General features: G+C 70.5%; 26 protein-coding genes and 1 pseudogene. 11 read left to right on the top strand and 16 right to left on the bottom strand.

Annotation, left to right across the window (positions count from 1 at the left end; genetic code table 11):
• The first annotated feature begins 4 nt into the window (after window positions 1–4).
• The gene (locus A3CQ_RS0127695; RefSeq protein ID WP_040433020.1) at window positions 5–1,324 is read left to right on the top strand and encodes an NAD(P)/FAD-dependent oxidoreductase; all 1,320 of its coding nucleotides are present in this window, start codon (window positions 5–7) and stop codon (window positions 1,322–1,324) included.
• Window positions 1,325–1,348: 24 nt separating this feature from the next.
• On the top strand, window positions 1,349–3,139 hold the full coding sequence (locus A3CQ_RS0127690; protein ID WP_020514204.1) for a leucine--tRNA ligase: 1,791 nt from the start codon (window positions 1,349–1,351) through the stop codon (window positions 3,137–3,139).
• On the opposite strand, the gene rdgB is transcribed toward A3CQ_RS0127690, so the two are convergent.
• The 4 genes from rdgB to A3CQ_RS0127670 form a co-directional block, all read right to left on the bottom strand.
• Window positions 3,114–3,728: an RdgB/HAM1 family non-canonical purine NTP pyrophosphatase gene (gene rdgB, locus A3CQ_RS0127685; RefSeq protein WP_020514203.1), complete on the bottom strand. Its 615-nt coding sequence runs from the start codon at window positions 3,726–3,728 to the stop codon at window positions 3,114–3,116. The two genes, A3CQ_RS0127690 and rdgB, sit on opposite strands and share 26 nt — an antisense overlap.
• Window positions 3,725–4,453 (bottom strand): ribonuclease PH, encoded by a 729-nt coding sequence (rph, locus tag A3CQ_RS0127680; protein ID WP_020514202.1) that lies wholly within the window; start codon window positions 4,451–4,453, stop codon window positions 3,725–3,727. Before rph ends, rdgB begins: the two co-directional genes overlap by 4 nt.
• Before the next feature lie 103 nt (window positions 4,454–4,556).
• On the bottom strand, window positions 4,557–5,768 hold the full coding sequence (locus tag A3CQ_RS0127675; RefSeq protein WP_020514201.1) for a glycosyltransferase: 1,212 nt from the start codon (window positions 5,766–5,768) through the stop codon (window positions 4,557–4,559).
• A gap of 67 nt (window positions 5,769–5,835) precedes the next feature.
• Complete coding sequence (locus A3CQ_RS0127670; protein WP_020514200.1) at window positions 5,836–6,585, bottom strand: MBL fold metallo-hydrolase; 750 nt, start codon at window positions 6,583–6,585, stop codon at window positions 5,836–5,838.
• Between the two features lie 262 nt (window positions 6,586–6,847).
• Between A3CQ_RS0127670 and A3CQ_RS0127665 the strand changes: the two genes are divergently transcribed.
• Window positions 6,848–7,258, top strand: coding sequence for a hypothetical protein (locus A3CQ_RS0127665; protein WP_020514199.1), 411 nt, complete (start codon window positions 6,848–6,850; stop codon window positions 7,256–7,258).
• On the opposite strand, the gene A3CQ_RS0127660 is transcribed toward A3CQ_RS0127665, so the two are convergent.
• The 5 genes and pseudogenes from A3CQ_RS0127660 to clpS form a co-directional block, all read right to left on the bottom strand.
• On the bottom strand, window positions 7,255–8,220 hold the full coding sequence (locus A3CQ_RS0127660; protein ID WP_026206272.1) for a PLP-dependent cysteine synthase family protein: 966 nt from the start codon (window positions 8,218–8,220) through the stop codon (window positions 7,255–7,257). The genes A3CQ_RS0127665 and A3CQ_RS0127660 overlap by 4 nt on opposite strands.
• Window positions 8,221–8,227: 7 nt before the next feature.
• Window positions 8,228–8,584 (bottom strand): MoaD/ThiS family protein, encoded by a 357-nt coding sequence (locus A3CQ_RS0127655; RefSeq protein WP_020514197.1) that lies wholly within the window; start codon window positions 8,582–8,584, stop codon window positions 8,228–8,230.
• A gap of 59 nt (window positions 8,585–8,643) precedes the next feature.
• Window positions 8,644–9,134: pseudogene (locus A3CQ_RS0127650) on the bottom strand (M67 family metallopeptidase).
• Between the two features lie 53 nt (window positions 9,135–9,187).
• Window positions 9,188–9,688: a DUF2017 domain-containing protein gene (locus A3CQ_RS0127645; RefSeq protein ID WP_020514195.1), complete on the bottom strand. Its 501-nt coding sequence runs from the start codon at window positions 9,686–9,688 to the stop codon at window positions 9,188–9,190.
• Window positions 9,689–9,708: 20 nt separating this feature from the next.
• Window positions 9,709–9,999 carry an ATP-dependent Clp protease adapter ClpS gene (gene clpS, locus A3CQ_RS0127640; RefSeq protein WP_020514194.1) on the bottom strand — a complete coding sequence of 97 codons (291 nt, stop codon included), beginning with the start codon at window positions 9,997–9,999 and terminating at the stop codon, window positions 9,709–9,711.
• Window positions 10,000–10,103: 104 nt separating this feature from the next.
• Here clpS and A3CQ_RS0127635 point away from each other — a divergent pair, with 104 nt between their 5' ends.
• The 5 genes from A3CQ_RS0127635 to A3CQ_RS0127615 all read left to right on the top strand — a co-directional run bounded on the left by A3CQ_RS0127635 (window position 10,104) and on the right by A3CQ_RS0127615 (window position 14,813).
• Entirely contained in the window at window positions 10,104–11,390 is a 1,287-nt protein-coding gene (locus A3CQ_RS0127635) for a nicotinate phosphoribosyltransferase (protein WP_020514193.1), read from the top strand.
• Window positions 11,391–11,399: 9 nt separating this feature from the next.
• Complete coding sequence (locus A3CQ_RS0127630) at window positions 11,400–11,984, top strand: isochorismatase family protein (protein ID WP_020514192.1); 585 nt, start codon at window positions 11,400–11,402, stop codon at window positions 11,982–11,984.
• A 120-nt stretch (window positions 11,985–12,104) separates the two neighbouring features.
• Window positions 12,105–13,454, top strand: a complete 1,350-nt coding sequence (locus A3CQ_RS0127625; protein ID WP_020514191.1) for an MFS transporter — start codon at window positions 12,105–12,107, stop codon at window positions 13,452–13,454.
• A 475-nt stretch (window positions 13,455–13,929) separates the two neighbouring features.
• A complete protein-coding gene (locus tag A3CQ_RS0127620; protein ID WP_020514190.1) occupies window positions 13,930–14,250 on the top strand; it encodes a DMT family transporter in 321 nt (106 codons plus the stop codon).
• Window positions 14,247–14,813 carry a TetR/AcrR family transcriptional regulator gene (locus A3CQ_RS0127615; RefSeq protein ID WP_020514189.1) on the top strand — a complete coding sequence of 189 codons (567 nt, stop codon included), beginning with the start codon at window positions 14,247–14,249 and terminating at the stop codon, window positions 14,811–14,813. Before A3CQ_RS0127620 ends, A3CQ_RS0127615 begins: the two co-directional genes overlap by 4 nt.
• A gap of 265 nt (window positions 14,814–15,078) precedes the next feature.
• Here A3CQ_RS0127615 and ctaD read toward each other — a convergent pair whose 3' ends face one another.
• Both ctaD and A3CQ_RS0127605 read right to left on the bottom strand, forming a co-directional pair.
• Window positions 15,079–16,830, bottom strand: coding sequence for an aa3-type cytochrome oxidase subunit I (ctaD, locus tag A3CQ_RS0127610; protein ID WP_026206270.1), 1,752 nt, complete (start codon window positions 16,828–16,830; stop codon window positions 15,079–15,081).
• A 123-nt stretch (window positions 16,831–16,953) separates the two neighbouring features.
• Window positions 16,954–18,060: an FAD-dependent monooxygenase gene (locus A3CQ_RS0127605; RefSeq protein ID WP_020514187.1), complete on the bottom strand. Its 1,107-nt coding sequence runs from the start codon at window positions 18,058–18,060 to the stop codon at window positions 16,954–16,956.
• A gap of 138 nt (window positions 18,061–18,198) precedes the next feature.
• Here A3CQ_RS0127605 and A3CQ_RS0127600 point away from each other — a divergent pair, with 138 nt between their 5' ends.
• Entirely contained in the window at window positions 18,199–18,597 is a 399-nt protein-coding gene (locus tag A3CQ_RS0127600; RefSeq protein ID WP_051115377.1) for a VOC family protein, read from the top strand.
• A gap of 1 nt (window position 18,598) precedes the next feature.
• Here A3CQ_RS0127600 and A3CQ_RS0127595 read toward each other — a convergent pair whose 3' ends face one another.
• The gene (locus A3CQ_RS0127595; protein ID WP_020514185.1) at window positions 18,599–19,267 is read right to left on the bottom strand and encodes a helix-turn-helix domain-containing protein; all 669 of its coding nucleotides are present in this window, start codon (window positions 19,265–19,267) and stop codon (window positions 18,599–18,601) included.
• 39 nt (window positions 19,268–19,306) lie between these two features.
• Between A3CQ_RS0127595 and A3CQ_RS0127590 the strand changes: the two genes are divergently transcribed.
• Both A3CQ_RS0127590 and A3CQ_RS0127585 read left to right on the top strand, forming a co-directional pair.
• Window positions 19,307–20,368 carry a DNA polymerase ligase N-terminal domain-containing protein gene (locus A3CQ_RS0127590; protein ID WP_020514184.1) on the top strand — a complete coding sequence of 354 codons (1,062 nt, stop codon included), beginning with the start codon at window positions 19,307–19,309 and terminating at the stop codon, window positions 20,366–20,368.
• Window positions 20,369–20,519: 151 nt separating this feature from the next.
• A complete protein-coding gene (locus A3CQ_RS0127585; protein ID WP_157296417.1) occupies window positions 20,520–21,863 on the top strand; it encodes an MGH1-like glycoside hydrolase domain-containing protein in 1,344 nt (447 codons plus the stop codon).
• A 3-nt stretch (window positions 21,864–21,866) separates the two neighbouring features.
• Here the strand turns inward: A3CQ_RS0127585 and A3CQ_RS0127580 are convergent, their stop codons facing one another.
• The 4 genes from A3CQ_RS0127580 to A3CQ_RS0127565 form a co-directional block, all read right to left on the bottom strand.
• Complete coding sequence (locus A3CQ_RS0127580; RefSeq protein ID WP_026206268.1) at window positions 21,867–22,952, bottom strand: S-(hydroxymethyl)mycothiol dehydrogenase; 1,086 nt, start codon at window positions 22,950–22,952, stop codon at window positions 21,867–21,869.
• Window positions 22,953–22,992: 40 nt separating this feature from the next.
• A complete protein-coding gene (locus A3CQ_RS0127575) occupies window positions 22,993–23,466 on the bottom strand; it encodes a MarR family winged helix-turn-helix transcriptional regulator (RefSeq protein WP_020514181.1) in 474 nt (157 codons plus the stop codon).
• A 191-nt stretch (window positions 23,467–23,657) separates the two neighbouring features.
• A complete protein-coding gene (locus A3CQ_RS0127570) occupies window positions 23,658–24,047 on the bottom strand; it encodes a cupin domain-containing protein (protein ID WP_020514180.1) in 390 nt (129 codons plus the stop codon).
• Window positions 24,048–24,066: 19 nt separating this feature from the next.
• Window positions 24,067–25,779: an EAL domain-containing protein gene (locus tag A3CQ_RS0127565; RefSeq protein ID WP_020514179.1), complete on the bottom strand. Its 1,713-nt coding sequence runs from the start codon at window positions 25,777–25,779 to the stop codon at window positions 24,067–24,069.
• Between the last annotated feature and the right edge of the window lie 170 nt (window positions 25,780–25,949).

The following is a 25,949-nucleotide window of genomic DNA, read 5'->3' as shown; positions in this document are numbered from 1 at the left end:
CACTGTGGACGATAGAGCCATAGTGATCGGGGCCGGTGTCGCCGGTCTCGCCGCCGCGCGGGTGCTGAGCCGGCGGTACGCGAGCGTCACGGTGCTCGACCGGGACACTCTGCCCCACGGTCCCGTGCCGCGGCGGGGCGTGCCGCAGGGCGAGCACCCGAACATCCTGCTCGTCGGCGGCCTGAAGGAGCTGGCCGCGCTGTTCCCCGGGTTCGAGGAGGAACTGCTCGCGCTCGGCGGCACCTCGCTGGAGACGGGCGCGGACATCTGCGCGTACCGGCTGGGACGCCGGTGGCCGGTCGCGCCGACCGGGTTCTCGATGATCTCGGTGACCCGGCCGCAGCTCGAGGCGGTGCTGCGCGCCCGGGTGACGGCGCTGCCCGGGGTGGTGGTGCACGACCAGATCGCGGTGGCCGGGCTGGCCGGGCGGGGTGAGCTGGTCACCGGCGTGGTGCTGGACAGCGGCGAGACGCTCGAGGCGTCGCTGGTGGTCGACTGCTCGGGGCGCGGCTCGCGCTCGGACCGGTGGCTGGGCTCGCTCGGCCTCGAGCCGCCCGCGCAGGTCGAGGTGAAGGCCGGGGTCACCTACTCGACCCGGCTCTACCGGCGGCAGCCCGGTGACCTCGGTCCCTGGCAGGCGGCTCTGGTGCTGCCGGCCGGCCCGCACGAGCGGATGTCGGCGGTGGCCCTGCCGGTCGAGGGTGATCGGTGGATGATCGGGCTGGGCGGGTGGCAACTGGCCTCGGTTCCCGATTCCCCGGCGACCTTCGAGGCGTACGCGAAGCAGCTCCCCGATCCGCTGGTGGCGGCCCTGATCTCGCGGACCGAGCCGCTGAGCGACGTGACCGTGGCCCGGTTCCCGTCGAGCCGGCGGCGGCTGTTCGAGAAGGCCGCGGTGCTGCCGGCCGGCTACGTGGCCCTCGGCGACGCGATCTGCAGCGTCAACCCGATCTACGGCCAGGGGATGACCTGCGCGGCCCGGCAGGCGGCGGCCCTCGGCGACGCGCTCGACCGGCACCACCGGGTGCCGGACGCCGCGATGGTCCGCGATTACTACGGATTCGCCGCGAAGGTCAACGAGACGCCGTGGCGGTTCGCGGTCGGCGGCGACTTCACCTTCCCGGGTACGACCGGGCCGCGGCCGCACGGGATCGGCCTGCGCAACTGGTACGCGCGGCAGGTCACGCACGCCTCGCAGGTCGACGCCTCGGTCTATCGGGTCGCCACCGGGGTCCAGCACCTGATCGATCCGCCGTCGGTGCTGATGGCGCCCGGCTTCATGGCCCGGGTGCTGCGGAAGGCCTATATTCGGCGGCGCCGATAGGTGGACCGGAGATACCGTCCCGGCATGACGGGCTACGACTTCCGCGCGCTGCAGGACCGCTGGCTACCGGTCTGGGAGTCGCTCGGCCTCTTCTCCCCGTCATCCGTCGATCGCTACATCGTCTCGATGTTCGCCTACCCCTCGGGCGACCTGCACATGGGCCACGCCGAGGTGTACGCGATCGGCGACGTCATCGCGCGATACTGGCGGCTGCGCGGGTTCGGCGTGCTGCATCCGGTCGGGTGGGACTCGTTCGGGCTGCCCGCCGAGAACGCGGCCCGCAGGCGGGGGCTGGATCCGGCCGAGTGGACGTACGCGAACATCGCCACCCAGGCGGAATCGTTCCGGCGGTACGCGGTCTCGTTCGACTGGAGCACCCGGCTGCACACCAGCGATCCGTCGTACTACAAGTGGACGCAGTGGCTGTTCCTGCGGTTCTTCTCGCGCGGCCTGGCCTATCGCGCGTCGGCCGCCGTCAACTGGTGCCCGGTCGACGAAACCGTGCTGGCCAACGAGCAGGTCATCGGCGGGCGTTGCGAGCGATGCGGCACTCTGGTGGTCTCCCGCGAGCTGAACCAGTGGTTCTTTCGCATCACCGCGTACGCCGACCGGCTGCTGGACGACCTGGACCGGCTGGAGGGGCATTGGCCGGCGCACGTGCTGACCATGCAGCGCAACTGGATCGGCCGTTCCGCACCTGGCTCGTACCACCTGCACGACTGGCTGATCTCGCGGCAGCGGTCGTGGGGGTGCCCGATCCCGATCGTGCACTGCCCGTCCTGCGGTGTGGTGCCGGTCCCGGACGACCAACTGCCCGTCGTGGTTGACGGGTCGCCAGTCTTCTGCCCGAAATGCGCCGAGCCGGCCCAGCGGGAAACCGACACGATGGACACGTTCGTCGACTCGTCCTGGTACTTCCTGCGCTACCCGAACGTGTCCTATGCGGATGGTCCGTTCGACCCGGCCCGGGTGCGGCCGGTCGACCACTACATCGGCGGCAGCGAGCACGCGGTGTCCCACCTGCTGTACGCCCGCTTCTTCACCAAGGTCCTGCACGACCTCGGGATGATCGACTTCGACGAGCCGTTCCGCCGGCTGACCACCCAGGGTCAGGTGATCCTGAACGGCGCCGCGATGAGCAAGTCCAAGGGCAACATGGTCGAGCTGGCCGACCAGCTGGACCGGTACGGCGTGGACGCGGTCCGGGTGTCCCTGCTGTTCGCGGGCCCGCCCGAGGACGACGTCGACTGGGCAGACGTCTCCCCCGGCGGTTCCGCCCGCTTCCTGTCGCGGGCCCTGCGGCTGGCCTCTGTGAATTCTGTTGCGTCAACCGGTGACAGCCCGCTGCGGCGCACCACCCACCGGCTGCTGCGGGAGATCACCGATCTGCTCGAGGCGACCCGGCTGAACGTGGCGCTGGCCCGGACGATGGAGCTGGTCAACGCCGTCCGGGCGGCGCCGCCCGACGACCCGGCCCGGCTCTCGGCGACTGAGGCGGTCGCCGTGGTGCTGTCGCTGTTCGCGCCCTACACGGCCGAGGAGATGTGGCACCGTCTGGGCCACCCGCCCGGCGTGGCCGTCGCGGGCTGGCCGGCGATCGACCCGGACCTGGCCGCCGCCGAGACCGTGGTCTGCGTCGTCCAGGTCAACGGCAAGGTGCGCGACCGGCTGTCGGTGCCGCCCGACATCACGTCGGCTGCGCTGAGGACGCTGGCCCTGGCCTCGCCGACGGCGGCAGGCCTGCGGGTGACCCGCGCGATCGTCCGGCCGCCGAAACTGGTCAACCTGATCAGTTCGGAAGTTCCTTCGCGATGACCTTGGACAGCTCGCGGAACGCCTTGCCGCGGTGGCTGATCGCGTCCTTCTCGGCCGGGGTGAGCTCGGCGTTCGTCCGCGTCTGGCCGTCGCCCAGGAAGATCGGGTCGTAGCCGAAGCCGCCCTCGCCGCGCCGCGAGCGCAGGATCACGCCCCGCTGCTTGCCCTCGACGAGGTGCTCCCGGCCGTTCGGCAGGACGAGCGCGGCCGCGCACACGAACGCGCCGCCCCGGTGCTCCTCGGCGACGTCCGAGATCTGGGCCAGGACCAGGTCGAGATTGGCCTGATCGTCGCCGTGCTTGCCGGACCAGCGGGCGCTGAACACGCCCGGCATCCCGTTGAGCGCGTCGATCGCGATGCCCGAGTCGTCGGCCACCGTGGGCAGGCCGGTGCGGTTGGCGCCCTCGCGGGCCTTGATCAGCGCGTTTTCCCCGAAGGTCAGGCCGGTCTCGGGCACGTCGGGGTAGTCCTCGAAGTCGGCCAGCCCGATCAGCGCGATCCGCTCGGCGCCGAGGGCCACGTCGAGGATGCGCTGAAGCTCCACGAGCTTTTTCTTGTTCGCCGTGGCGAGCAGCAGCTTTGCGCTCACGAGGTCAGGGCCTTCTGCTGAGCGGCGGCCAGATCGGCGCAGCCGGCGACCGCGAGGTCGAGCAGGACGTCCATCTCGTCGCGGCGGAAGACGCCGTTCTCTCCCGTGCCCTGCACCTCGACGAAGTCGCCGTCGCCGGTGCACACCACATTCATGTCGACGTCGGCGGCGGAATCCTCGACATACATCAGATCGAGGCGGGGCTCGCCGTCGACGATGCCGACGCTGACCGCCTGGATCGACCGGTGCATGACCGCGTCGACCTTGCCGGCGAGCGACTTGCGGCCGGCCAGCCAGGTGACGGCGTCGTAGAGAGCGACGTACGCCCCGGTGATCGCGGCGGTGCGGGTGCCGCCGTCGGCCTGCAGGACGTCGCAGTCGAGCACGATCGAGTTTTCCCCGAGGGCCTTGAGGTCGATGCAGGCCCGCAGGCTGCGCCCGATCAGGCGGGAGATCTCCTGCGTACGCCCGCCGACCTTGCCCTTGACGCTTTCCCGGTCGCCGCGGGTGTTGGTGGCGCGCGGAAGCATCGCGTACTCCGCGGTGACCCAGCCGAGGCCGGAGCCCTTGCGCCAGCGCGGGACACCCTCGGTGACGCTCGCGGTGCAGAGCACGCGGGTGTCGCCGAACTCGACGAGGACCGAGCCCTCGGGATGGATGCTCCACTTCCGCGTGAGCGTGACGGGTCGTAGCTGATCGGCCGCTCGGCCGTCGGGTCGCGCCATGCCCCAAACCTTATGCGTTCCGGGCCGAGCCCGCTCAGCCCGCCCGCCGCCCGCGGAAAACCACAGGCCCAGCCCGCCCCGCCGCCGGCTGACAGCCCGAGGCTCAGCCTGCCCCGCCACCGGTGGTCAGCCCCAGGCCCGTCTGTGGGACGGCGGGGCGCAGCACCGCCGCCGGGCGCTGCCGGGTGATCGCGAGGCCGGCGGCCGCGGTGTCGGCGGCCAGGCCGTGCGCCCGCAGGAACCCGTCGACCGCCTGCTCCCAGCTGAATGCCTCGGCCCGGTCGCGCGCGACCGCCCGCCGCACCGGTTCCGGCCGCTCCATCAGCTCGCGCACCCCGTCGGCGAAGGCCTCCGGCGTGCCGGCCACGGCCACCCCGGCGTCGCCGATCACCTCGGGCAGCGCGCTGGACTCGTTGACCACCACCGGCGTACCGCAGGCGAGGGCCTCCAGGGCGGCGAGCCCGAACGTCTCGACCGGACCCGGCGCCACCACCACGTCGGCGCTGGCCAGCAGGGCCGCCACCGCGGCGCGGTCGGCGATGTGCCCGGCGAAGCGCACCGGCAGGCGGGCCGCGCGGTAGGCCAACGCCGTGCGTCGGGTGCCGTCGCCGGCCAGCACGAGCACGGCCGGGACCTTCGCGTTGCGCAGGGCCGCGATCGCGTCGACCGCGAGCTCGGGCCGCTTGGCCGCGGACAGCCGGCTGCAGAAGACCACCAGCAGCTCTCCGGGGCGGGCGTAGCGGGACCGCACGGCCGCGTCGGCCCGGCTCGGGTGGAACTCGTCGAGGTCGACCCCGAGCGGCACCTCGACCAGGTTGGGCACGCCGAGGCGCCGGAACTCGGCGGCCGCGAACGCCGTGGTGCAGACGATCGTGTCGAAGTTCTCGGCGGTGCGGAGATTGAGCCGGTCGGCGAGCGCGTCGCGTTTCGGCATGCCCCAGACGCCCAGGAGGCCGGCCAGGCTCTCGTGCGAGACCATCATCGACCCGACGCCGCGCTGCCGGGCCCAGCCGCCCGTCCAGCGCAGGGTGGCGCGGTCGGAGACCTCGATGCGGTCGGGCTCGAGCTCGTCGAGCAGGCGGGTGAGCTCACGCCGGCCGGCCATCACCCGGTAGCCGCCGGTGCGCGGCAGCGGGGAGCTGGGCAGCGTGATGACGCGGCCCTGGGAGGTCATCGTGTCGGAGCGCTCACGACCGGGAACGATCAGCACGGCCTCGTGACCCGCGCGCTGGTAGCCCTCGCCCAGGTTGCGTAGCGCTGTCCGAAGGCCACCGGTATGAGACGTCACGAAGTTGGCCAGGCGGACGATGCGCATGCAACAACTCCAAGATCACGATCTCGTGGTGCAACGGTGCTCGATCCGACCGCCCCCCGGTCCGGGCTCAGAGATCGTACCGGGCGCCGGGACGGACGACCTCAACCGGTCCCGCATATGCGGCGGAGGCCGCATCCACAATAGATGCCTCAGAGAACCACGCAGGTATCAAATGGGTCAGTAATAGCCGTCCGACGTCGGCCTTGGTGGCCGCCTCGCCCGCCTCACCACCGGTCAGGTGCAGGCCAGGGGGGTTGTCCACGCCGTCGAGGTAGCTCGCCTCACACAGGAACAGGTCGGCCCCGGCGGCCAGGCGCAGCAGAGCTTCGCAGGGCGCGGTGTCCGCTGAGTACGCGATCACTCGCCCACCGTGCTCGATGCGTACGCCATAGGTCTCGATCGGATGGTTCACCCGGTCGACCGTGATCGAGAACGGCCCGATCGGGAACGTGCCCGGCTGAAGGCCGTAGAACGTGTACACGTCGTCGACCTGTTCGTTGTCCGAGCTGTACGCCGCCGAGATGCGCTCGGCCGCCCCCAGCGGCGCGTAGACGGGGATGGGCGGCCGTGCCCCGCCCGGGTCGTAACGGCGAACGATCACATACAGGCAGGCGTCCAGCATGTGGTCGCTGTGCAGGTGGGTCAGGATGATCGCGTCGATGGCGTTCATGTCGGCGGTGTAACGCTGCAGGGCGGACAACGAGCCGGAGCCGAAATCGATCAGCAGGCGGAAGCCCTCGGCCTCGACAAGATAGGCGGAACACGCCGACTCGGGCCCGGGAAAACTGCCGGCGCAGCCGAGAACGGTCAGTCGCATGCGGGTCCCTTTGGCTCACGCTGGGTCGTCCACGCCCCGCTGGACCGGTCCGTGGCAGAGTCTTCAGACCAGTCAATCACGGAGCGAAGCGTATCCCCGGACCTGCGCACCATGTAAACGTCTGATCGATTTGTCGCTAAATCGACAACGTACATCACACCGCCCGTGACCTCGGTCATTAACGCATTTCCCGTTACGTCCGGTGAGTCGTTTGCGTTGCACAAAGTGAGGACTTCTAGGGACGGAACAGGACGGAGGCAGCGTGACCACGGTCGAGCAGAACCGCAGCACGCGGACCGAGGCGGCGGAGATCATGCCGTTCGGTGGCTGGGAGATTACACCGGCGCCCGCGGGGTTCGGTGACCGCGAGACGCTTTTCCGCTTTCCCGCGGCCGACGACCCGGCGCCCGCGCCGGCGCGCCTTCTCGCGATGGCGCTTTATGCCGCGACACTCGGCCTCGCCGGCGTCGGGGTCGGGGTTCGCGCAATAGTCACGGTTTTCGGGGAGACGGCGTTCTGGTACGTCCCCGCGCTGTCCCTTTTCGGTCTGGCGAGCGTGGCGCTGGTCGTCGGATCGTTCCTGTCGATCCATCGCCCGGCGCTCCCGTGGCTGCTATTGCTGGCAGCCACGGTCCCGTTGGCGATCGACGTTCTGATCGCCGCGCTCTACTAAGCCCAGAGCTGGCCTTCCAACGCCTCTTCGGCGTCGTTCAGCGTGCCGCCGTAGGCGCCCGTCGACAGGTATTTCCAGCCGCCGTCGGCGACCACGAACGCGACGTCGGCCCGGCGGCCGGCCTTGACCGCCTCGTGCGCGACGGCCAGCGCCGCGTGCAGGATCGCGCCGCTGGAGAAGCCCGCGAAGATGCCCTCGACCTCGACCAGCTGCCGGGTGCGCAGCACGGCGTCCCGGGTGCCGACCGAGAAGCGCCGGTCGAGCACGCTCGCGTCGTATAGCTCGGGCACGTAGCCCTCGTCGATGTTGCGCAGGCCGTACACGATCTCGCCGTAGCGCGGCTCGGCCGCGACGATCTGGATGCCGTCGACCTTTTCCTTGAGGAACCGGCCGGTGCCCATCAGCGTGCCGGTGGTGCCGAGGCCGGCCACGAAGTGCGTGATCGTCGGCAGGTCGTGCAGCAGCTCGGGGCCGGTCGTCTCGTAATGGGCGCGGGCGTTGGCCGGGTTGCCGTACTGGAACAGCATCTTCCAGTCGGGGTGCTCGGCGGCGATCTGCTTGGCGGTCGCCACGGCCTGGTTGGACCCGCCCGCGGCCGGCGAGAAGATGATCTCCGCCCCGTACATCCTCAGGAGCTGGATCCGCTCGGCCGAGACGTTCTCCGGCATGACGCAGACGAGCCGGTAGCCGCGCAGTTTCGCCACCATGGCCAGGGCGATGCCGGTGTTGCCGCTGGTCGGCTCCAGGATCGTGTCGCCGGGGCGCAGGTGGCCGGACTCCTCGGCCTCGCGCACCATGAACAGCGCCGGCCGGTCCTTGACGCTGCCGGTCGGGTTGCGGTCCTCGAGTTTCGCCCAGAGACGCACCGGCGGTGCCCCGTCGGGCACCACCGGCGAGAGGCGGGGCAGGCCGACGAGCGGCGTGCCCCCACAAGCGTCCAAGAGGCTCTCGTAGCGAGCCATCAGTAGCTCAGCCTTTAGTCCGGTCAAGGACGGCGGCGGGGCGGTTGGATCGGGGCCCGAGAAGAGCGGCCGCGGCCGCGAAGCCCAGGGCGCCACCGGCGACGGCCGGCAGGATGGTGACCGAGTCACCGTCGCTGAGCTTGGCGTCGAGCGCGCCGAGGAAGCGTACGTCCTCGTCGTTGATGTAGATGTTCACGAACCGGTGCAGGCCGCCCTCGGGCGTGATCAGCCGGCCCTTGAGGCCGCTGTGCTTGGCATCCAGGTCGTCGATGAGGGCGGTCAGCGTGTCGCCGGCGCCCTCGACGACCTTGGAGCCGCCGGTGTAGCTGCGGAGGATGGTGGGAACGCGAACTTCGATAGCCATGACGTGAATGCTCCTGTGTAAGGGTCGAACAGCGGAAAGAGATGACTACGGCAGTGTCGTCAGCGACACTCGTAGACCACCGCCACCGGGCTCTGCCCGAACATGTACGACTGCACAGCGACCACGTTCACGCGTCTACCGTCGCATCCACGATGTTGATCTCTTCCTCGGTCACCACACCGTCCACGATGCGGAACGACCGGATCTCCTCCGAGTCCGGTTCACGGGTCGAGACAAGCAGATAATGCGCGGCCGGCTCGCCGGCGAACGAGATGTCCGTCCGAGAGGGGTACGCCTCGGTCGCGGTGTGCGAGTGGTAGATGACCACCGGCTCCTCGTCGTTGTCGTCCATCTCGCGCCACACGCGCAGCTGCTCGAGGGAGTCGAACTCGTAGAACGTCATCGACCGGGCGGCGTTGTCCATCGGGATGAGCCGGGTCGGCAGGTCGCTGCCGGCCGGGCCGGCGACCACGCCACAGGCCTCGTCGGGGTGGTCCCGGCGGGCGTGGGCGACGATCGCGTTGACGATCGCGCTGTCGATGGTCAGCACACTGTTCACATTACCGTGAGATTTCCGCGCACCGGATATGGCCGAGCCCACACTCAGTCGATCTCGGGGAGCGCGTTCAGCAGCGACTCCTGGAGATAGCCGAGGTATGCGTAGACCGAGAGCTGGAAGACCCGGCTCGAGCCCGGGTCGCGCACGACGGCGAGCTCGAGCTCCTCGCTGAGGTCGGTGTCGGCCTGGATGTCCAGCCGGGTGCCCATGGCCAGCCGGGCGTCGTTGATCGCGCGCAGCCAGGCCTCGGCGGCCTCGCCGTCGAGGCGTACCTCTCCCTCGCCCTCGTCGGGCAGGGCCGCGAGAATCGCACCCGCCTGATCGATCTTGCCGGTTTTCAGCTCGCCCTCGGTGTAGAGGCGGAACTCGGCGGAGTCGTCGGGGCGGTCCGGATAGATGTCCGGGAACAGACGGGAGACCACCGGGTCGGTGTGATCCATCCCGTCGGTCAGCAGGCCGACCACCTCACCGGCGACCTTGCGCAGCACGCGCACCTCGTCGACCGCGAACGTGGCCACGCACTGGCTGCCGTTGCGTCGGAACATCTGCCCTCTCCCGCGGTTGCTCAGGCCCGGTCAACCGTCGCCCAGAGACCGTATCCATGCAGCTGGTTGGCGTCCATCTCCATGCGCTCGCGGGCGCCGCTGGACACCACTGCCTTGCCCTTGTGGTGCACGTCCAGCATCAGCTGCTCGGCCCTCTCGCGGCTGTAGCCGAACAGCTTCTGGAAAACCCAGGTCACGTACGACATGAGGTTCACCGGATCGTCCCAGACGACGGTCACCCAGGGGCGATCGTCGGCCGGTGCTTCCTCGATCTCCGGTGCCTCGACGGGAGCGACCTGTGGCAACGCCATGCCCCCATGTTGCCACCGGATTTGCCGCATCGGTGAACCGGAACGCCGAACCGCAGGTCAGCGCGCACTTCGTAAGGAGCGTCGCGGCGCAATAGGGTGATGGTGTGAACTCCTTCGCCCCCGCGCTCCTGACCGATCAGTACGAGCTGACCATGGTCAGCGCCGCCCTCAAGGACGGCACGGCCGGTCGCCATTGCGTCTTCGAGGTCTTCGCGCGCCGCCTGCCCACCGGCCGGCGCTACGGCGTGGTCGCCGGCCCGGGCCGCCTGATCGAGCTGATCAGGGATTTCCGTTTCACGGAGGAGGACATCGACTTCCTGCGCGGCGCGCAGATCGTCGATGACGGCACGGCGGACTGGCTGGCGGCTTATCGATTCAAAGGCGACATCGACGGGTACGCCGAGGGTGAGCTCTTCTTCCCGGGCTCGCCGATCATGACGGTCTCCGGCACGTTCGCGGAATGCGTGGTGCTCGAGACGCTGATCCTCTCGGTGCTCAACCACGACAGCGCGATCGCCACCGGCGCGGCCCGGATGGTCACGGCCGCCCGCGGCCGCCCGATCATCGAGATGGGCTCCCGGCGCACGCACGAGGACGCGGCCGTGGCCTCCGCCCGAGCGGCCTACCTCGCCGGTTTCGCCTCGACGTCGAACCTCGCCGCCGGCATGAAATACGGCATTCCCACCACCGGTACGTCCGCGCACGCGTTCACGCTGCTGCACGACGACGAGCCGGCCGCCTTCGCGTCCCAGGTGGCGGCCCTGGGGAAGAACACGACGCTGCTGGTCGACACGTACGACATCGCGCAGGGCATCCGGAACGCGATCGCGGTGGCCGGCCCCGACCTGCGGGCCATCCGGATCGACTCCGGCGACCTGTCGGTGCTCGCCCAGCACTCGCGCGAGCTGCTCGACTCGCTCGGCGCCACCGAGACAAAGATCATCGTTTCGGGCGACATGGACGAGTACGCGATCGCCACCCTCGCCGCCGAGCCGGTCGACATGTACGGCGCCGGCACCGCGGTGGTCACCGGCTCCGGCGCGCCCACCGCCGGGCTGGTCTACAAGCTGGTCGAGGTCGAGGGCCAGCCGGTGGTCAAGCGCTCGGAAAACAAGGCGACCGTCGGCGGCCGCAAGACCGCGGTCCGCCGGCACAAGCCCACCGGCACCGCCACCGAGGAGATCATCGTCTCCCAGGGCGTCCCCGACCACGCGCCGAACGACCGGCTGCTGCAGCGCTCGTTCGTCGCGAACGGCGAGGTCGTGGACGCGCCGACCCTGCGGGAGTCGCGAGATCACCTGCGCCAGTGCCTGATCTCGATACCGTGGGAGGGTCTCAAGCTCTCGGCCGGCGACCCGGCCATTCCCGTCACCATCGTCCCGACCGCATAGGGGTTAGCCGTGACCAGAGCGCTGATCATCGTCGACGTCCAGAACGACTTCTGCGAGGGCGGCTCCCTGCCGGTCGTCGGGGGCGCGGCCGTCGCGGCCGGGGTCTCGCTCGTGCTGGAGCGGAACGGCGACCGCTGGGACCACGTCGTCGCCACCAAGGACTGGCACATCGACCCGGGCAACCACTTCAGCGACCACCCGGACTACCTGGACACCTGGCCGGCGCACTGCGTGGTCGGCTCGACCGGCGCCGACTTCCACCCGTCGCTGGTCACCGACCGGGTCGAGGCCATCTTCCACAAGGGCGAGCACAAGGCCGCCTACTCGGGCTTCGAGGGACACAGCGAGTCGGGCGAGACCCTGGCCGACTGGTTGCGGTCCCGGTCGGTGACCGAGGTCGAGGTCGTCGGCATCGCCACCGATCATTGCGTACGCGCCACCGCGCTGGACTCGCGACGCGAGGGTTTCGACACGACGGTGCTGCTCAACCTGACCGCCGGAGTGGCGCAGGGCACCACCGACGCGGCTCTCGAGGAGTTCCGCACGGCCTCGGTGGCGACCAGCGGCTCGCCGATCGTGGACCCGGCCTCGTAGCGAGCGTCACTCCGTCGTTTTCGCCGGTTAAGGGCGCTTTCGCCGGCCTGATGCCCCGGAAAGGCGTTGGTTTTCTGTCATACCCCCGAGGCAGGATGACGGGCGGAGGTCAGGAACCACATGCTGCTCACGCCTTACCGCGAAACGCTCGCCCTGCCCGGCATCAAGTCGCTGCTGGCGGTGGCGACGCTGGCGCGCATCCCGATCGCGGCCGGCGCCGTCGTCCTGACCCTGCATGTCGTCACCGACCTCGGGCGCGGTTACGGCGCCGCCGGCCTGGTCGGCGCCGCCCTGACCATCGGCGGCTCGGTGGGCGCGCCCGTCATCGGCCGCCTGATCGACCGCCGCGGCCTGCGCCCCGCGCTGATCCTCACCACGGTCGCCGAGGTCATCTTCTGGACGGTCGCCCAGTCCCTGCCCTATTGGCCGCTGCTGATCTTCGCGCTGTTCGGCGGCTTCCTGGCCCTGCCGGCCTTCTCGGTGGCCCGCCAGTCGATCGCCGCGCTGACGCCGGAAGCCCAGCGCCTGCCCGCGTTCGCCCTCGACTCGATCACCACCGAGATCTCCTTCATGGCCGGCCCGGCCCTGGGCGTGCTGATCGCGACCGGCCCCGGCCCCCGCGTCGCCATGCTCACGATCGCCGCCGGCATCCTGGCCTCGGGCCTGGGCCTGTGGCTGCTCAACCCGCCGGTCCGCGCCGAGCACGAGGCCCCGATCGCCGCCGGCGAGCGCGTCCCCCGCCGCTCCTGGCTGCGCCCCCGCTTCGTGGCCATCCTCGCCGTGACCCTGGCCGCCACCCTGGTTCTCTCCGGGACGGATGTGACGATCGTCGCCGTCCTCCGCGAAAATGGCGAGTTGTCGTGGTCCGGCGTGGTCATGTCGCTCTGGGCGTTCTACTCCCTGCTGGGCGGCTTCGCCTACGGCACCATGCACCGCCGCCTGCCCGCGGTCGCCATCCTGACCCCCATGGCCGTCCTGACCATGGCGGTCGCCCTGGGCTCCGCCCACTGGTGGCTGCTTGCCATTCTCCTGATCCCGTGCGGCGCCCTCTGCGCCCCCACCATCACCGCGAGCGCCGACGCGGTGAGCCGCATGACCCCCGCCTCCGCCCGAGGCGAGGCCATGGGCCTGCACAACTCCTCGCTGACGGTCGGCGTGGCCCTGGGCGGCCCGCTCGCCGGCCTGGCCGCCGACACCCTCTCCCCGCCCTGGGGTTTCGTAACGGTCGGCGGCATAGGCACCCTGATTGCCCTAGCCGTCCTCCCCGCCGAACTACTACGCCGCCGCCGCTCCGCCGACCCCACGGCGGCGTCCGCGCCCACGCCCCAGCCCGATCACCAGCCCGAGCCCGCCCTGCCGTCCCCCAGGCCGTCCGCCGACGCCGAGTCGCCACTCCCCACCGCGGATGCCCTGGCCTCCGGCACCGCCGGCCCCGCCGACATAGTCCCCACCGCGGCCGGCCACCCGTAACCCCCTCCCGCCGCCGACCCGCGACCCAGCCGCCCGCCACCCGCCACCGCCACCCGGCCGCAGGCCACGCAGACCGGCCGCCCGCCAACCGCCACCGCGGACCCGCCGCCCGCCAACCGCCACCGCGGACCCGCCGCCCGCCAACCGCCACCGCGGACCGGCCCATCGCCGTCCACCGCCCGACCAGCGCTCGCGGACCCGCGATGCAGGATGCATGATGCACGGCCGGAGCAGCTTTCATCTTGCGCCGCCCCCGGCCTTTGCCGCCCCCGGCCTTTGCCGCCCCCGGCCTTTGCCGCCCNCGGCCTTTGCCGCCCNCGGCCTTTGCCGCCCCCGGCCTTTGCCGCCCCCGGCCTTTGCCGCCCCCGGCCGCAGGGAGAGAGGTGTCCCATCGACTGTCGGGAACGGGATATGAGGAAACCTCGTAGTTCTTGTACGATCGTACTTGTACGAACGTACAAGAAGAGGTGTAGTCGTGGCGTACGTGTACCTGATTGGGGCTATCGCGGCCGAGATCGTGGCCACCAGCTTGATGAAGTCGACGGAGGGCTTCACTCGGCTGTGGCCGACGTTGGCGTGCCTGGCGGGCTATGCGATCTCGCTGGTCGCCCTGTCGCAGGCGGTCAAGGGCGTCGAGGTCGGCGTCGCCTATGCTCTGTGGTCCGCGCTGGGCACGGCCGCCATTGTGGGCATCGGCGCGGCATTCCTCGGCGAGCCCATTACCGTCGTCAAGGTGGCCGGCATCAGCCTGATCATCGCGGGAGTAGTCACCTTGAACCTCGGCGGCACCCATTGACCAACGGCGTCACGACTCCCCGCGCGGGCCGTCGGTCCCGTGATCCGCAGGCTCGGCGGGACGCCCTGGCGGCGGCCACGATCGAGATCGTCGCCGAGGTCGGCATCGGCCGCACCACGCACCGGGCCGTCGCGGCTCGGGCCGGCCTCCCGCTGGGCGCCACCACCTATTACTTCCCCACGCTGGACGCCCTGATCGCGGCCGCCCTGCAGAAGGCGGCCGACGACCAGGAGGCGGACCTCCAGGTCTGGGCCGACCACCTGCGCGACGCCCCCGACCTGGCCGAGGCGCTGGTCGGCCTGGTCGACGACTACATGTCCGACCGCCGGCGGGCGCGCATCGAGTTCGAGCTCTGCCTGGCCGCGGCGCGCGACACCGCCCTCCGCCCCCTGGCCCAGGACTGGCTGCAGGGCCTGCACGCCCTGCTGGCCCCGCACGTGGGCGACGAGGCGGCCGACAACATCTCCGCCCTGCTCGACGGCACCATGCTCCACCTCCTGGTCACCGGCGCCCCCTTGAACGCCTCCGCCCTAACGGCGGCGATCCGCACCCTGGCCGCCTGACCCCACCCGCGGAAACGCCGCCCAACCCCCACCCGCCGAAACGCCGCCCGACCCCCACCCGCGGAAACGCCGTCTGACCCCACCCGCAGGAACGCCGCCGGACCCCCACGCGCGGAAACGCCGCCCGACCCGCGCGCAGGAAGGCCGCCCGACTCCACGCGCAGGAGCAGCCGGCCGGAGAAGCGCCCGTCACTTGCCGCGCGACGCAAACGGCCCGCCTCGGCGGAAGAACCGAGACGGGCCGGGAAGGACTATGACCCGGAGGTCAGTGGGATCCGGAAGTGTCCTCGTTGTAGGTGGCGCCGCCGTCCGACTCGGCGGACAGCACTCGAGCGCCGCCCTCCGGCGGGGCGGCCAGGGTGTGGCTGGCCGCCGCGAGCTCGGGGAACTTCGCGTCGAAGGCCGGGCGCTCCGAGCGGATGCGGGGCATGCGGTCGAAGTTGCGCAGGGGCGGCGGGGACGAGGTGGCCCACTCGAGCGAGTTGCCGTGACCCCACGGGTCGTCGGCCGTGACGACCTCGCCGACCTTGTACGACCGCCAGCAGTTGTAGATGAACGGCAGGGTCGAAAGGCCGAGGACGAACGAGCCGATCGTCGAGAACGTGTTCAGGAAGGTGAAGCCGTCCGACGCCAGGTAGTCCGCGTACCGCCGCGGCATGCCCTCGGTGCCCAGCCAGTGCTGGACGAGGAACGTGCCGTGGAAGCCGAGGAACGTGAGCCAGAAGTGGACCTTGCCGAGGCGGTCGTCGAGCATGCGACCGAACATCTTCGGGAACCAGAAGTAGATGCCGGCGAACACCGCGAACACGATCGTGCCGAACAGCACGTAGTGGAAGTGCGCGATCACGAAGTACGAGTCGGACACGTGGAAGTCGATGGGCGGCGCGGCGAGCAGGACGCCGGAGAGTCCACCGAAGAGGAACGTGACGAGGAAGCCGATCGCGAACATCATCGGTGTCTCGAAGCTGATCTGGCCGCGCCACATCGTGCCGATCCACACGAAGAACTTCATGCCCGTGGGCACGGCGATCAGGAACGACAGGAAGCTGAAGAACGGCAGCAGCACCTGGCCGGTCACGAACATGTGGTGCGCCCACACCGACATCGACAGCGCCGCGATCAGCAGCGTCGCGGACACCAGGCCCTTGTAGCCGAACACCGGCTTGCGGCTGAAGACCGGGATGACCTCGGTGATGATGCCGAAGAACGGCAACGCCACGATGTACACCTCGGGATGGCCGAAGAACCAGAACAAGTGCTGCCAGAGCATCGGCCCGCCGGTATCCACGTCGAACACGTGGGCGCCGAGGATGCGGTCGGCGGCTAGGGCGAACAGCGCGGCGGCCAGGAACGGGAAGACCATGATCACGAGCAGGCTGGTGACCAGGATGTTCCACGTCATGATCGGCATGCGGAACATGGTCATGCCAGGCGCGCGCAGCGTCAGGATCGTAGTGATCATGTTGACGCCACCGAGGATGGTGCCCAGGCCGGACAGGGCCAGGCCGACCACCCACATGTTTCCGCCGACGCCCGGCGAGTGCAGCGAGTCGCTCAGCGGGGTGTAGGCGAACCAGCCGAAGTCGGCCGCGCCGCCCGGCGTGAGGAAGCCGCCGACCGCGATCGAGCCGCCGAACAGGTACAGCCAGTAGGCGAGGGCGTTCAGCCGCGGGAACGAGACGTCGGGCGCGCCGATCTGGATCGGGACCACGAAGTTGGCGAAGGCGAACACGATCGGCGTCGCGAAGAACAGCAGCATGATCGTGCCGTGCATCGTGAACAGCTGGTTGTACTGCTCGGGCGAGAGGAACTGCATGCCCGGCCGGGCGAGCTCGGCCCGCATCAGCAGGGCCATCAGGCCACCCAGCAGGAAGAACACGAAGGAGGTGATCATGTACATGATCCCGATCTGCTTCGCGTCCGTCGTGCGCAGGATCCGAGCCAGCGCCGAACCCTTGACCTGCCGCCGGACCGGGTAGGGCCGGGTCACGATCGGCTTAGGCGCAACGGTCGTCACGAATAGCCTCCGTTGTCTCGTTTGTCCCGCTCAGTACATCCCTACGGAAAGGCGTACCTCGCACGCAGAATAGTCCCCCGCCTGCCCGTTGCAGGCGGGGGGTTGCCTGTGCGGTGATCGACGTCAGACCGGTGGAACTAGTGGACGGTAGTGCTCCGCGAAGATCCGCAGGCCGCGCCGACGAAGCATCGGATCGCGTAACGCGGGTGGCACGTCGCGGGTGCGGTCGCGCTCGCGGGTGCGGTCGCGGACGGCGCCGCAGCGGGGACGCCGGCGAAGCTCGTACGCCCGCAGCGCGTGCGCGACGTCCCCTGCGGACCGTTTGAGCTCCTCACCGAGGACGACCGCGTCCTCGAAGGACATCGCGGCGCCCTGTGCCAGCGTCGGCGCCGTGGCGTGCGCGGCATCGCCGACCAGCAGGACGGGGCCACGGGACCAGCTCTCCAGCACGACCTCGTCGGTGCGAGCGACCGAGACGCTTTCCATGGCCTTGAGGATCGCCGGGACCGGGCCGCCGAAGGAGCCGAAGATGTTCCGCAGGTGGGCCCGCGGGTCGTCCGGGTTGGGCGTGTCGGGCGCGGTCTCGTCGATGTAGCAATAGAGCCGCCGGCCCCCCATCGGCATGGCCACGAAGGAGGATCGGCGGCCGAGCAGTGCCGTCCAGTCGCTGAGCGGCGGCCCGCCCCGCACCACCGAGCGGTAGACGATCTGCCCGGTGGGCACGGCCGGCCCGCCGAGACCGGCCTTGGCCCGGATCGTGGACCGGCGGCCGTCCGCGCCGATGACCAGGTCGTACTCGGCGACGCTGCCGTCGCCGAACTCGACCTTGGCGGTGCCGTCGAAGATCTCCAGCTCCTTCACCGAGGTGTCGTAGCGCACCTCGCCGCCGACCCCGGTGAGCAGCACCTGCTGCAGGTCGGCCCGGGCCAGGGCGCGGGACTCGCCGACGCCGGCCCAGAGACCGGCCACGTCCATCTCGAACAGCGCGCGGCCACGGGCGTCCAGGAAGACCTGCCGGAAGATGAGGTCGCCGAGCGGGCGCAGCGGCGCGTCGAGGCCGAGCTGGCGCAGCGCGCGGGAGGCGTTGCCCGGGAGGTAGATGCCGGCGCCGGGCAGCATCGTGGCCGGGAGCTCCTCGACCACGTCCGGGCGGAAGCCGGCGAGCCGCAGCGCCCGGGCGATGGAAAGGCCGGAGATCCCGGCGCCCACCACGAGGATGCGCAAGGTCATCGCGGCACTGCCTCCCGATGGTCGGACACGCGTCGGAGCCAGAAGACTACCCCTAGCCACCGAGGGGGGAAACCCTCGATCATCGTCGCGTCCGAATTGTTCAAGACACCGGCGATGTCCGATCGTAGCGTCGGGCTCATGGCACCTTCACTCAACGGAATCGGCCTCGCGGTGGCCGACATGGCAACCTCCCTCACCTTCTACCGCCGCCTCGGACTGGACTTCCCGGCCGGGGCCGAGGACGGACCGCACGCCGAGGCGGAACTGCCCGGCGGCATCCGCCTGATGCTGGATACCCACGCGTCCATCAGTTCGTTCGATCCGAGCCACAAGCCGGGCGGTCCGATCAAGGACGGAGCGAGCCTCGCCTTTCTCTGCGCCGACCCGGCCGAGGTGAACAGTCAGCACGCCGACCTGGTCGCGGCCGGGCACACGAACGTCAAGGACCCCTGGGATGCGCCCTGGGGCCAGCGATACGCGATCCTGCGCGACCCGGACGGGTACCAGGTCGAGCTGTTCGCCTGGACCAAGAACTGAGTCAGGAACTGACCAGCACGCCGAGCGGGACGCCGGCCATGGCCCGCACCTCCCGGGAGAGATGCGCCTGGTCGGCATATCCCGTCTCGGCGGAGACCGAGGCGAAGGGTGACCCCCGCCGGGCCAGCGCGACCGCCCGCTGCATCCGGAAGATCCGGGCGAGCGTCTTCGGCCCGTACCCGAAGGCCGCGTTACTTCGCCGCTGCAACTGCCGCGGGCTCAGGCCGCAGTCGGACGCCACCGCCGTCACCGGCCGACCCGCGCGGGCCTGGCGAAAAAGCAGCACCATCGCCGGGTCCGGAAAAACCCACCGCCGGGCGGCGGCCGCGGTCAGCGCGGCCAGCGGGTCGGCGGCCTCGGCGAGCGGCCGCACCAGAGCGGCGGGCCAGAGCACGTCGAGCGGCACCTGCCGGTCGACCAGCTCGGACGCCGGCAGGCCGAGCACGCCCGGGCCGGTGCCCGCCCCGAAGCGCAGCGCGAAGAACCGGCTGCCCGGCGGCGGAGCCCCGAGCTGGGCGGTCGTGTCGGGCCCGGCCACGAACACGCGGCCGTCCTGCCAGATGATGTCGAGACACCCGTCCGGCAGGATGCGTTTCTCGCGCGCTCCCGGCGGAGTGACGCTCCACCAGGCCACCACGTGCGGTAACGACGACGCCCGTTCCGAGTACATGGGGACACCGTTCCACAGGGGTACGACAAGAATGAGCGGATGACCGACCGGCTGGGCGAATACCGGAGCAAGAGAGATAAAAGGAAGACACCCGAGCCCATTCCCGCGAGCCATCCGGAAGAAACCGGGCGGAATCGCTTCGTCATCCAGCAGCACCACGCCCGTGCCCTGCACTGGGACGTCCGCTTCGAGCGCGACGGCGTCCTGGTGAGCTTCGCCGTCCCGCGCGGGCTCCCCCGCGACCGCACCCGCAACCACCTGGCCAAGCACACCGAGGACCACCCGCTCGAATACCTCGACTTCCACGGCGAGATCCCGGCCGGCGAGTACGGCGGCGGCCAGATGAAGATCTTCGACCACGGCACGTACGAGACCCGCAAGTGGCGGGACGACGAGATCGAGGTCGTCTTCGACGGCGAGCGCACCACGGGCCGCTACATCTTCTTCCAGACCGAGGGCGCCGACTGGATGGTGCGCCGGATGGATCCGGCCGAGCCGGGCTGGGAGCCCATGCCCGACGAGATGCGCCCGATGCTCCCCACGAAGGGAACACTTCCCATCAAAGACGACGACAATTGGGCGTACGAGATGGGGTGGGGTGGCCTTCGCGCCCTCGCCTTCGTGGACGGCGGACGCGTACGGCTGAAAGGAGCCGACGGCGAAGATCTCACCGCTTGGTTCCCGGAGATCCGGGCTCTCGGTCCGGCGCTCGCGCCGGTCGAGGCCGTGCTGGACGGCGAGCTCGTCGCGTTCGACGGAGCGCGGCCCGACGCCGAATTGCTGAAGCGGCGCATCGAGCCGAGGAACGCGCAGCGCGCCGCGGAAAGGTATCCCGTGCAGTACCTGATCTATGACCTGTTGTGGCTGGAGGGGCACGCGACCAGCGAGAAGATCGGGTACGCCCAGCGCCGGGAGCTGCTGGACGGGCTGGCGATCACCGGCGAGCACTGGCAGACGCCACCCTATTTCCCCGGCGGCGGGTCGTTCGCGATCGAAGCGGCGCGTGCCCAGGGCCTCGCCGGGATCGTGGCCAAACGGCTGGACTCGCCCTACCTTCCGGGTCGCCGCAGTCAGCTCTGGCGGGCAATTCCGGCCGTCTGAGCGGCCATCTAAAGTTCAGCTCCGGTTCACCCCGGCCGATGGGTGATCTCGGGGGTGGCGCACCGGCAGTCCGTGCCCGAACCGCATCGCACCAGTTCCCTTCAAGGGACGTGACCGCCGCGGAAAGGGTTCTGATCAGATGCACCGCGAGATGTCTGCCGAACTCTGGAATTCCGCCGCCCACGTGCTCGAGATCAACTGGACCGGCGATCACATGGTCCCGTCCCGCAAGCTGTACCCCCATCAGTGGAGCTGGGACGCCGCGTTCATCGCCATCGGCCTGGCCTACGTGAACCCGACCCGGGCGTGGCGTGACCTGCGGAGCCTGTTCGAGGCGCAGTGGCCGGACGGCCGGGTGCCGCACATCGTGTTCGACCCGGCCACCGCGGAGGCCGACTACTTCCCGGGCCCCGGCTTCTGGGACGTCCCGGCGTACGCGAACCGCCCGGCCCGGGGCAGCACCGGCATCGTGCAGCCGCCCATGCACGCGATCGCGGCCTGGGATGTCTACCGGCACGCCTCGGCCCACGGCGCGAACTGCGCCCAGGAGGCCCGCACCGAGCTCGAGTGGTTCTACCCGCGACTGGTCGCCCAGCAGCAGTACCTGACCGGCCGGCGCAACCTCGGCGGAGGCGGCCTGGCCAGCATCGTGCACCCGTGGGAGTCGGGCCTCGACAACAGCCCGGCCTGGGACGAGGCGATGGCGAACGTGCCGGCCGACCTGAGCCTGCTCACCACCTACCAGCGGCGCGACCTGAACAACGCGGACGCCGCGCACCGCCCCACCGACCTCGACTACTCCCGGTACGTGGGCCTGGTGCTCAGCTACCGCGCGGAGCGGTACGACGACCACGACCTGCTCGACCGGCACGCGTTCGCGGTGGAGTGCCCGAGCTTCAACTCGATCCTGGCCTCGGCCGAGCTGGCCCTCGCCCAGATCGCCGGTGAGCTGGGCCTGTCCGCCGAGGCCGCGGCGCACCGGGAGCGGGCACAGCGGATCACCGCGGCGATCGTGAAGCGGCTGTGGAATGCGCGGACCGGCACCTTCCATGCCCTGGACGTCAAGACCGGCAAGCTCAGCCCGGCACACTGCGTGAGCGGCCTGATGCCGCTGATGCTCCCCGACCTGCCGGCCGCCGCCGTCGAGTCGATCATGGCCGAGGCCAAGTCGGAGAAATTCGGCATATCAGAATTGCCCGCCCCGAGCTACGACCGCACCGCCCCCGACTTCGACACCAAGCGCTACTGGCGCGGCCCGCTCTGGATCAACGTGAACTGGCTGCTCCGCCGCGGCCTGCTGGTGCACGGCTTCCGCGACGAGGCCGAGGACCTGCGCACGGCGATGGTCCGGCTGGTGCACCGCAACGGGCATTTCGAGTACTTCCACCCGGAGACCGGGGAGGGCCTCGGCGCGCCGACGTTCAGCTGGACCGCGGCCCTCTCCCTCGATCTCCTCGCGGACCGGTCCGTTCCGGCCTACGCCCGCGCGGCGTAAGGCCTAGAAAAGCACGACCGACCTGAGCACGCCGCCGGTCTGCATCTTGGCGAACGCCTCCTCGACCTGGTCCAGCGCGATCTCCTCGGAGACGAAGGCGTCCAGGTCGAGGCGGCCCTGCCGGTAGAGGGCCGTCAGCATCGGGAAGTCGCGGGTCGGCAGGCAGTCGCCGTACCAGCTGGACTTCAGCGCCCCGCCGCGGCCGAAGACGTCGAGGAGCGGCAGTTCGATCGTCATCTCCGGCGTCGGCACACCCACCAGGACGAGCGTTCCCGCAAGATCACGAGCATAGAACCCTTGCTTGTACGTCTCGGGACGGCCGACGGCCTCGATGACGACATCGGCGCCGTTGCCGCCGGTCAGCTCCCGAATGGCATCGACGACATCGATATTCCGGGCATTGAGCGTATGGGTCGCGCCGAAGTTCCGGGCCCATGAAAGCTTCTGATCGTCCGTGTCGACCGCGATGATCGTGGTCGCTCCGGCCAGTGCAGACCCGGCGATCGCCCCGTCGCCGACCCCGCCGCAGCCGATCACCGCGACCGAGTCGCCCCGGGTCACCCCGCCGGTGTTGATCGCCGCCCCGATCCCGGCCATCACGCCGCAGCCGAGCAGTCCGACCGCCGCCGCCCGCGCCGCCGGATCGACCTTGGTGCACTGCCCGGCCGCCACCAGCGTCTTCTCGACGAACGCGCCGATGCCGAGCGCCGGCGACAGCACCGTGCCGTCCTCGAGCGTCATCTTCTGCGTCGCGTTGTGCGTGGCGAAGCAGTACCACGGCTTGCCCCGCAGGCAGGCCCGGCAGTTCCCGCACACCGCCCGCCAGTTGAGCACCACGAAATCCCCGGGCGCCACATCGGTCACGCCCTCGCCGACCGACTCGACCACCCCGGCGGCCTCGTGGCCGAGCAGGAACGGGAAGTCGTCGTTGATGCCGCCCTCGCGATAGTGCAGGTCGGTGTGGCACACCCCGCACGCCTGCACTTTGACGACCGCCTCGCCCGGTCCCGGGTCGGGCACGACGATCGTCGTCACCTCGACCGGCGCACCCTTGGCCCGGGCGATCACGCCCCGCACCCGCTGACTCATCCGCGCAGCACCTCCGTGAGTTGGATCACAGGGCACCAGCCTATTCGCCCGCGGGTTGCACCTCGACGGGAGTCTCCAGGAGGGCGTCGGCGAGTTTGACCATCTGGCGCACCTGGGCCGGGGTGAGCCGGTCGAAAACGAGCTGCTGGACGGCCTCGGCGTGCCCGGGGGCGGTGGCGACGACCTTCTTGAACCCGACGTCGGTGAGCACGGCGATCTGCACCCGGCCGTCCTCGGGGTCACGCTCGCGGCGCACCCAGCCCTGCGCCTCGAGCCGGGCCACGACGTGCGACAACCGGGACAGCGAGGCGGATACCAGCTTGGCGAGGCGGCTCATCGACAGCCGCCGGTCGGGCCGCTCGGAGAGCGTGAACAACACGATGTAACCCATGTGGGTGAGGCCCGAGTCGCGCTGGAGCTGTGCCTCGAGAGCGGCCGGAACCCGCACCAGCACCTCGACGAAGCGGCGCCACGCTTGCTGCTGCTCGTCGGTCAACCACCGGGGGTCGTCCATGATGGAAGGTTAATGGTTCATCGTCCGAAGTATCTCATTGGGGCAACGGGACGGCGACCAATCGGGCACGCCGATCGATGAGGGTTGCGGGCCGCGGGTAGTGTGCCGCCCGGGGTCATGCCCCGCACGGCGCCGGGACCGGCTGGCTGGGGGGCCTCGGCCGGTCCCGGCGACGTGTCAGTCCTGGGGTGTCAGTTCTGGGGCGGTTCGTCCTTGCCCGCGGCCTCGAGCCGATCGGCCTCGGCCTTCGTGCGATGCACCGCTCCGTCGGCGTGCTCCGGCGGGCCGTACACGGTGTAGAGGACCAGCGGGTTCGGCCCCGCGTTGACGAAGTTGTGCTTGTGCCCGGCCGGAACCGCGACCAGGTCACCCTGGGCGACGTTGCGGGTCTGGCCCGAGACGGTGGCCGTGCCGACCCCGCTGACAAAGGTGAGGATCTGGTCCACCTCGTGGACCTCCTCGCCGATCTCGCCGCCCGGCGGGATGGTCATGACGACGAGCTGAGTGTGCTTGCCGGTCCACAGGACCCGGCGGAAGTCGGGGTTCCGCTCCGCGACGGTGGCGATCGTGAAGTGCTCCATACCCGGACGCATACCCAGGTCAGGGGCCGGGCAACCGTCCGGGGAGCAACGGGGCCGGCCGGCCGATGAGGTAGCCCTGGACGTAGTCCACGCCCAGCTCGCGCAGCAGACGCAGGGTCGGCTCGTCCTGGACGAACTCGGCGACGGTGCGGATCCCGTACGCCTGGCAAACCTGAACCAACGCACGCACCAGGACCTGGTCCTGGGGGTTGTCGACAAGGTCGACGACGTACTCACCGTCGATCTTGACGAGGTCGATCGGGAAGATCCGCAGGTAGCGGAACGACGCGTAGCCCGAGCCGAAGTCGTCGAGGGCGAGCTCGCAGCCGAGGTCGCGGACCCGGTCGGCGAAGCGGCGGGCCTCGCTGAGATTGCCGATCAGCGCGGTCTCGGTGATCTCGAAGGTGAGCTGGCCCGGGTTCACCTCGTAGCGGAGGATCAGGCGCTCGACCTCGTCGGTGAGCCGCGGGTCGCCGACCGAGCGGCCGGACAGATTGATCTGGATGCACCGGTCGGGCTGCTCGGCGGCGAGCTGCATGGCCCGCTCGACCACCCACAGGTCGATGTCGTAGACGGCGTCGAGCCGCTCGGCCGTGTCGAGCACCTGGATCGGCGACTGCGGCCCGTTGGCCTCGTCGAGCACCCGCAGCAGCAGCTCGTGCCGGGTGACCGCGTTGCTCTGCAGGTCGAGGATCGGCTGGGCGTACAGCGTGAACCGGTCGGTGCCGAGGGCCGCGGCGACCCGGGTGCGGTAGGAGCCCTGCCGGTCGCGTACGGGAACGGGATGGGCGACCAGGGTGAGCGACCGGCCGGAGTCGCGGGACTCCCGCCAGGCGTGCTCGGCGTCGATCAGCACCTCGTGGCTGCCGGCCTCGGCGTCCGGGGTGAACCGCACGAGCCCGCCCCACGCGTTGGCCTTCAGCCAGCTCTCGGGCAGCACGAACGTCTGCGAGCGCAGCGCCTCGACCAGCAGCTCGGCCTCGCGCCGGGCCAACGGCCAGGAGGTGCCGGCCAGCAGCAGCCCGATCTCGCTCGGCCCGACCCGGCCGAGCAGCGCACCCTCCTGCACCACGCCCTCGAGCACCCGGGCGGCCCGGTGCAGCAGGTCGGCGTGCAGCTCGGGGCGCAGGCCGGCGCCCTCGTCGGGCCGGTCCGGCTGCACCCGGATGACCAGGATGGCGCCGCCGCCGCGACGCTGCGCGCGGTCGATCTCGTCGGCGAAGCGGGCGCGGGTGAGCAGGCCGGTCGCCGGGTCGGGGTCGACCAGCGACGCCTGGACGGTCTCGCTGCGGCGGGCCAGGCGGGCCAGCTCGCGGCGGGCCCGTTCCCGGGCCGAGACGTCGGTGACAGTGCCCCGGATGCCGCGGACCGTGCCGTCCGGACTCTTCACCGGCTCGAGCCTGCAGTCCACGTCGAACCAGCCGCCGTCGGCGCGCATCAGCCGCACGGTGGTACGCACCTGAACCTGCGCCGTCCAGGCCTGGGTGATCGCACCGAGCGCCTTGGCATGGTCGTCGCGGTGCACGTAGCGGGCGAGGACCTTGCGGCTCACCTCGTTCTGGACCGGCGGGTGGCCGAGCATCGCGCGCAGCGGCGCCGACCAGACGATCTGGTCACCCGAAGCGGTGTAAGAGAACCACGCGGCGCCCGCGCGCACGGGCCGGTCGTCCGCCGGTGTGCGCGGCTCCGGGAGGGCAGGTGGCATCGACCGCCGTTCGTCCGGTGCGGCCATGCGGTATCCACCTCCCCCCTCGCGCGTTGCCCCCGACCCCGACCTATTACCACCCGTCACGGGCTTGTGATAACAGATCCCAGCCGCGTCTTTGTTTCGCCGATCCCCCGAACAAAGTCGCTGGCAGCAGCTACTAACCCGATCAGAGTAGGGATTCAACCGATCGGATG

The organism is Paractinoplanes globisporus DSM 43857 (assembly GCF_000379645.1).
Lineage (GTDB): Bacteria > Actinomycetota > Actinomycetes > Mycobacteriales > Micromonosporaceae > Actinoplanes > Actinoplanes globisporus.
The sequence above is the reverse complement of the archived record's forward strand: the minus strand, read 5'-3'. Positions and strand labels throughout refer to the sequence as shown.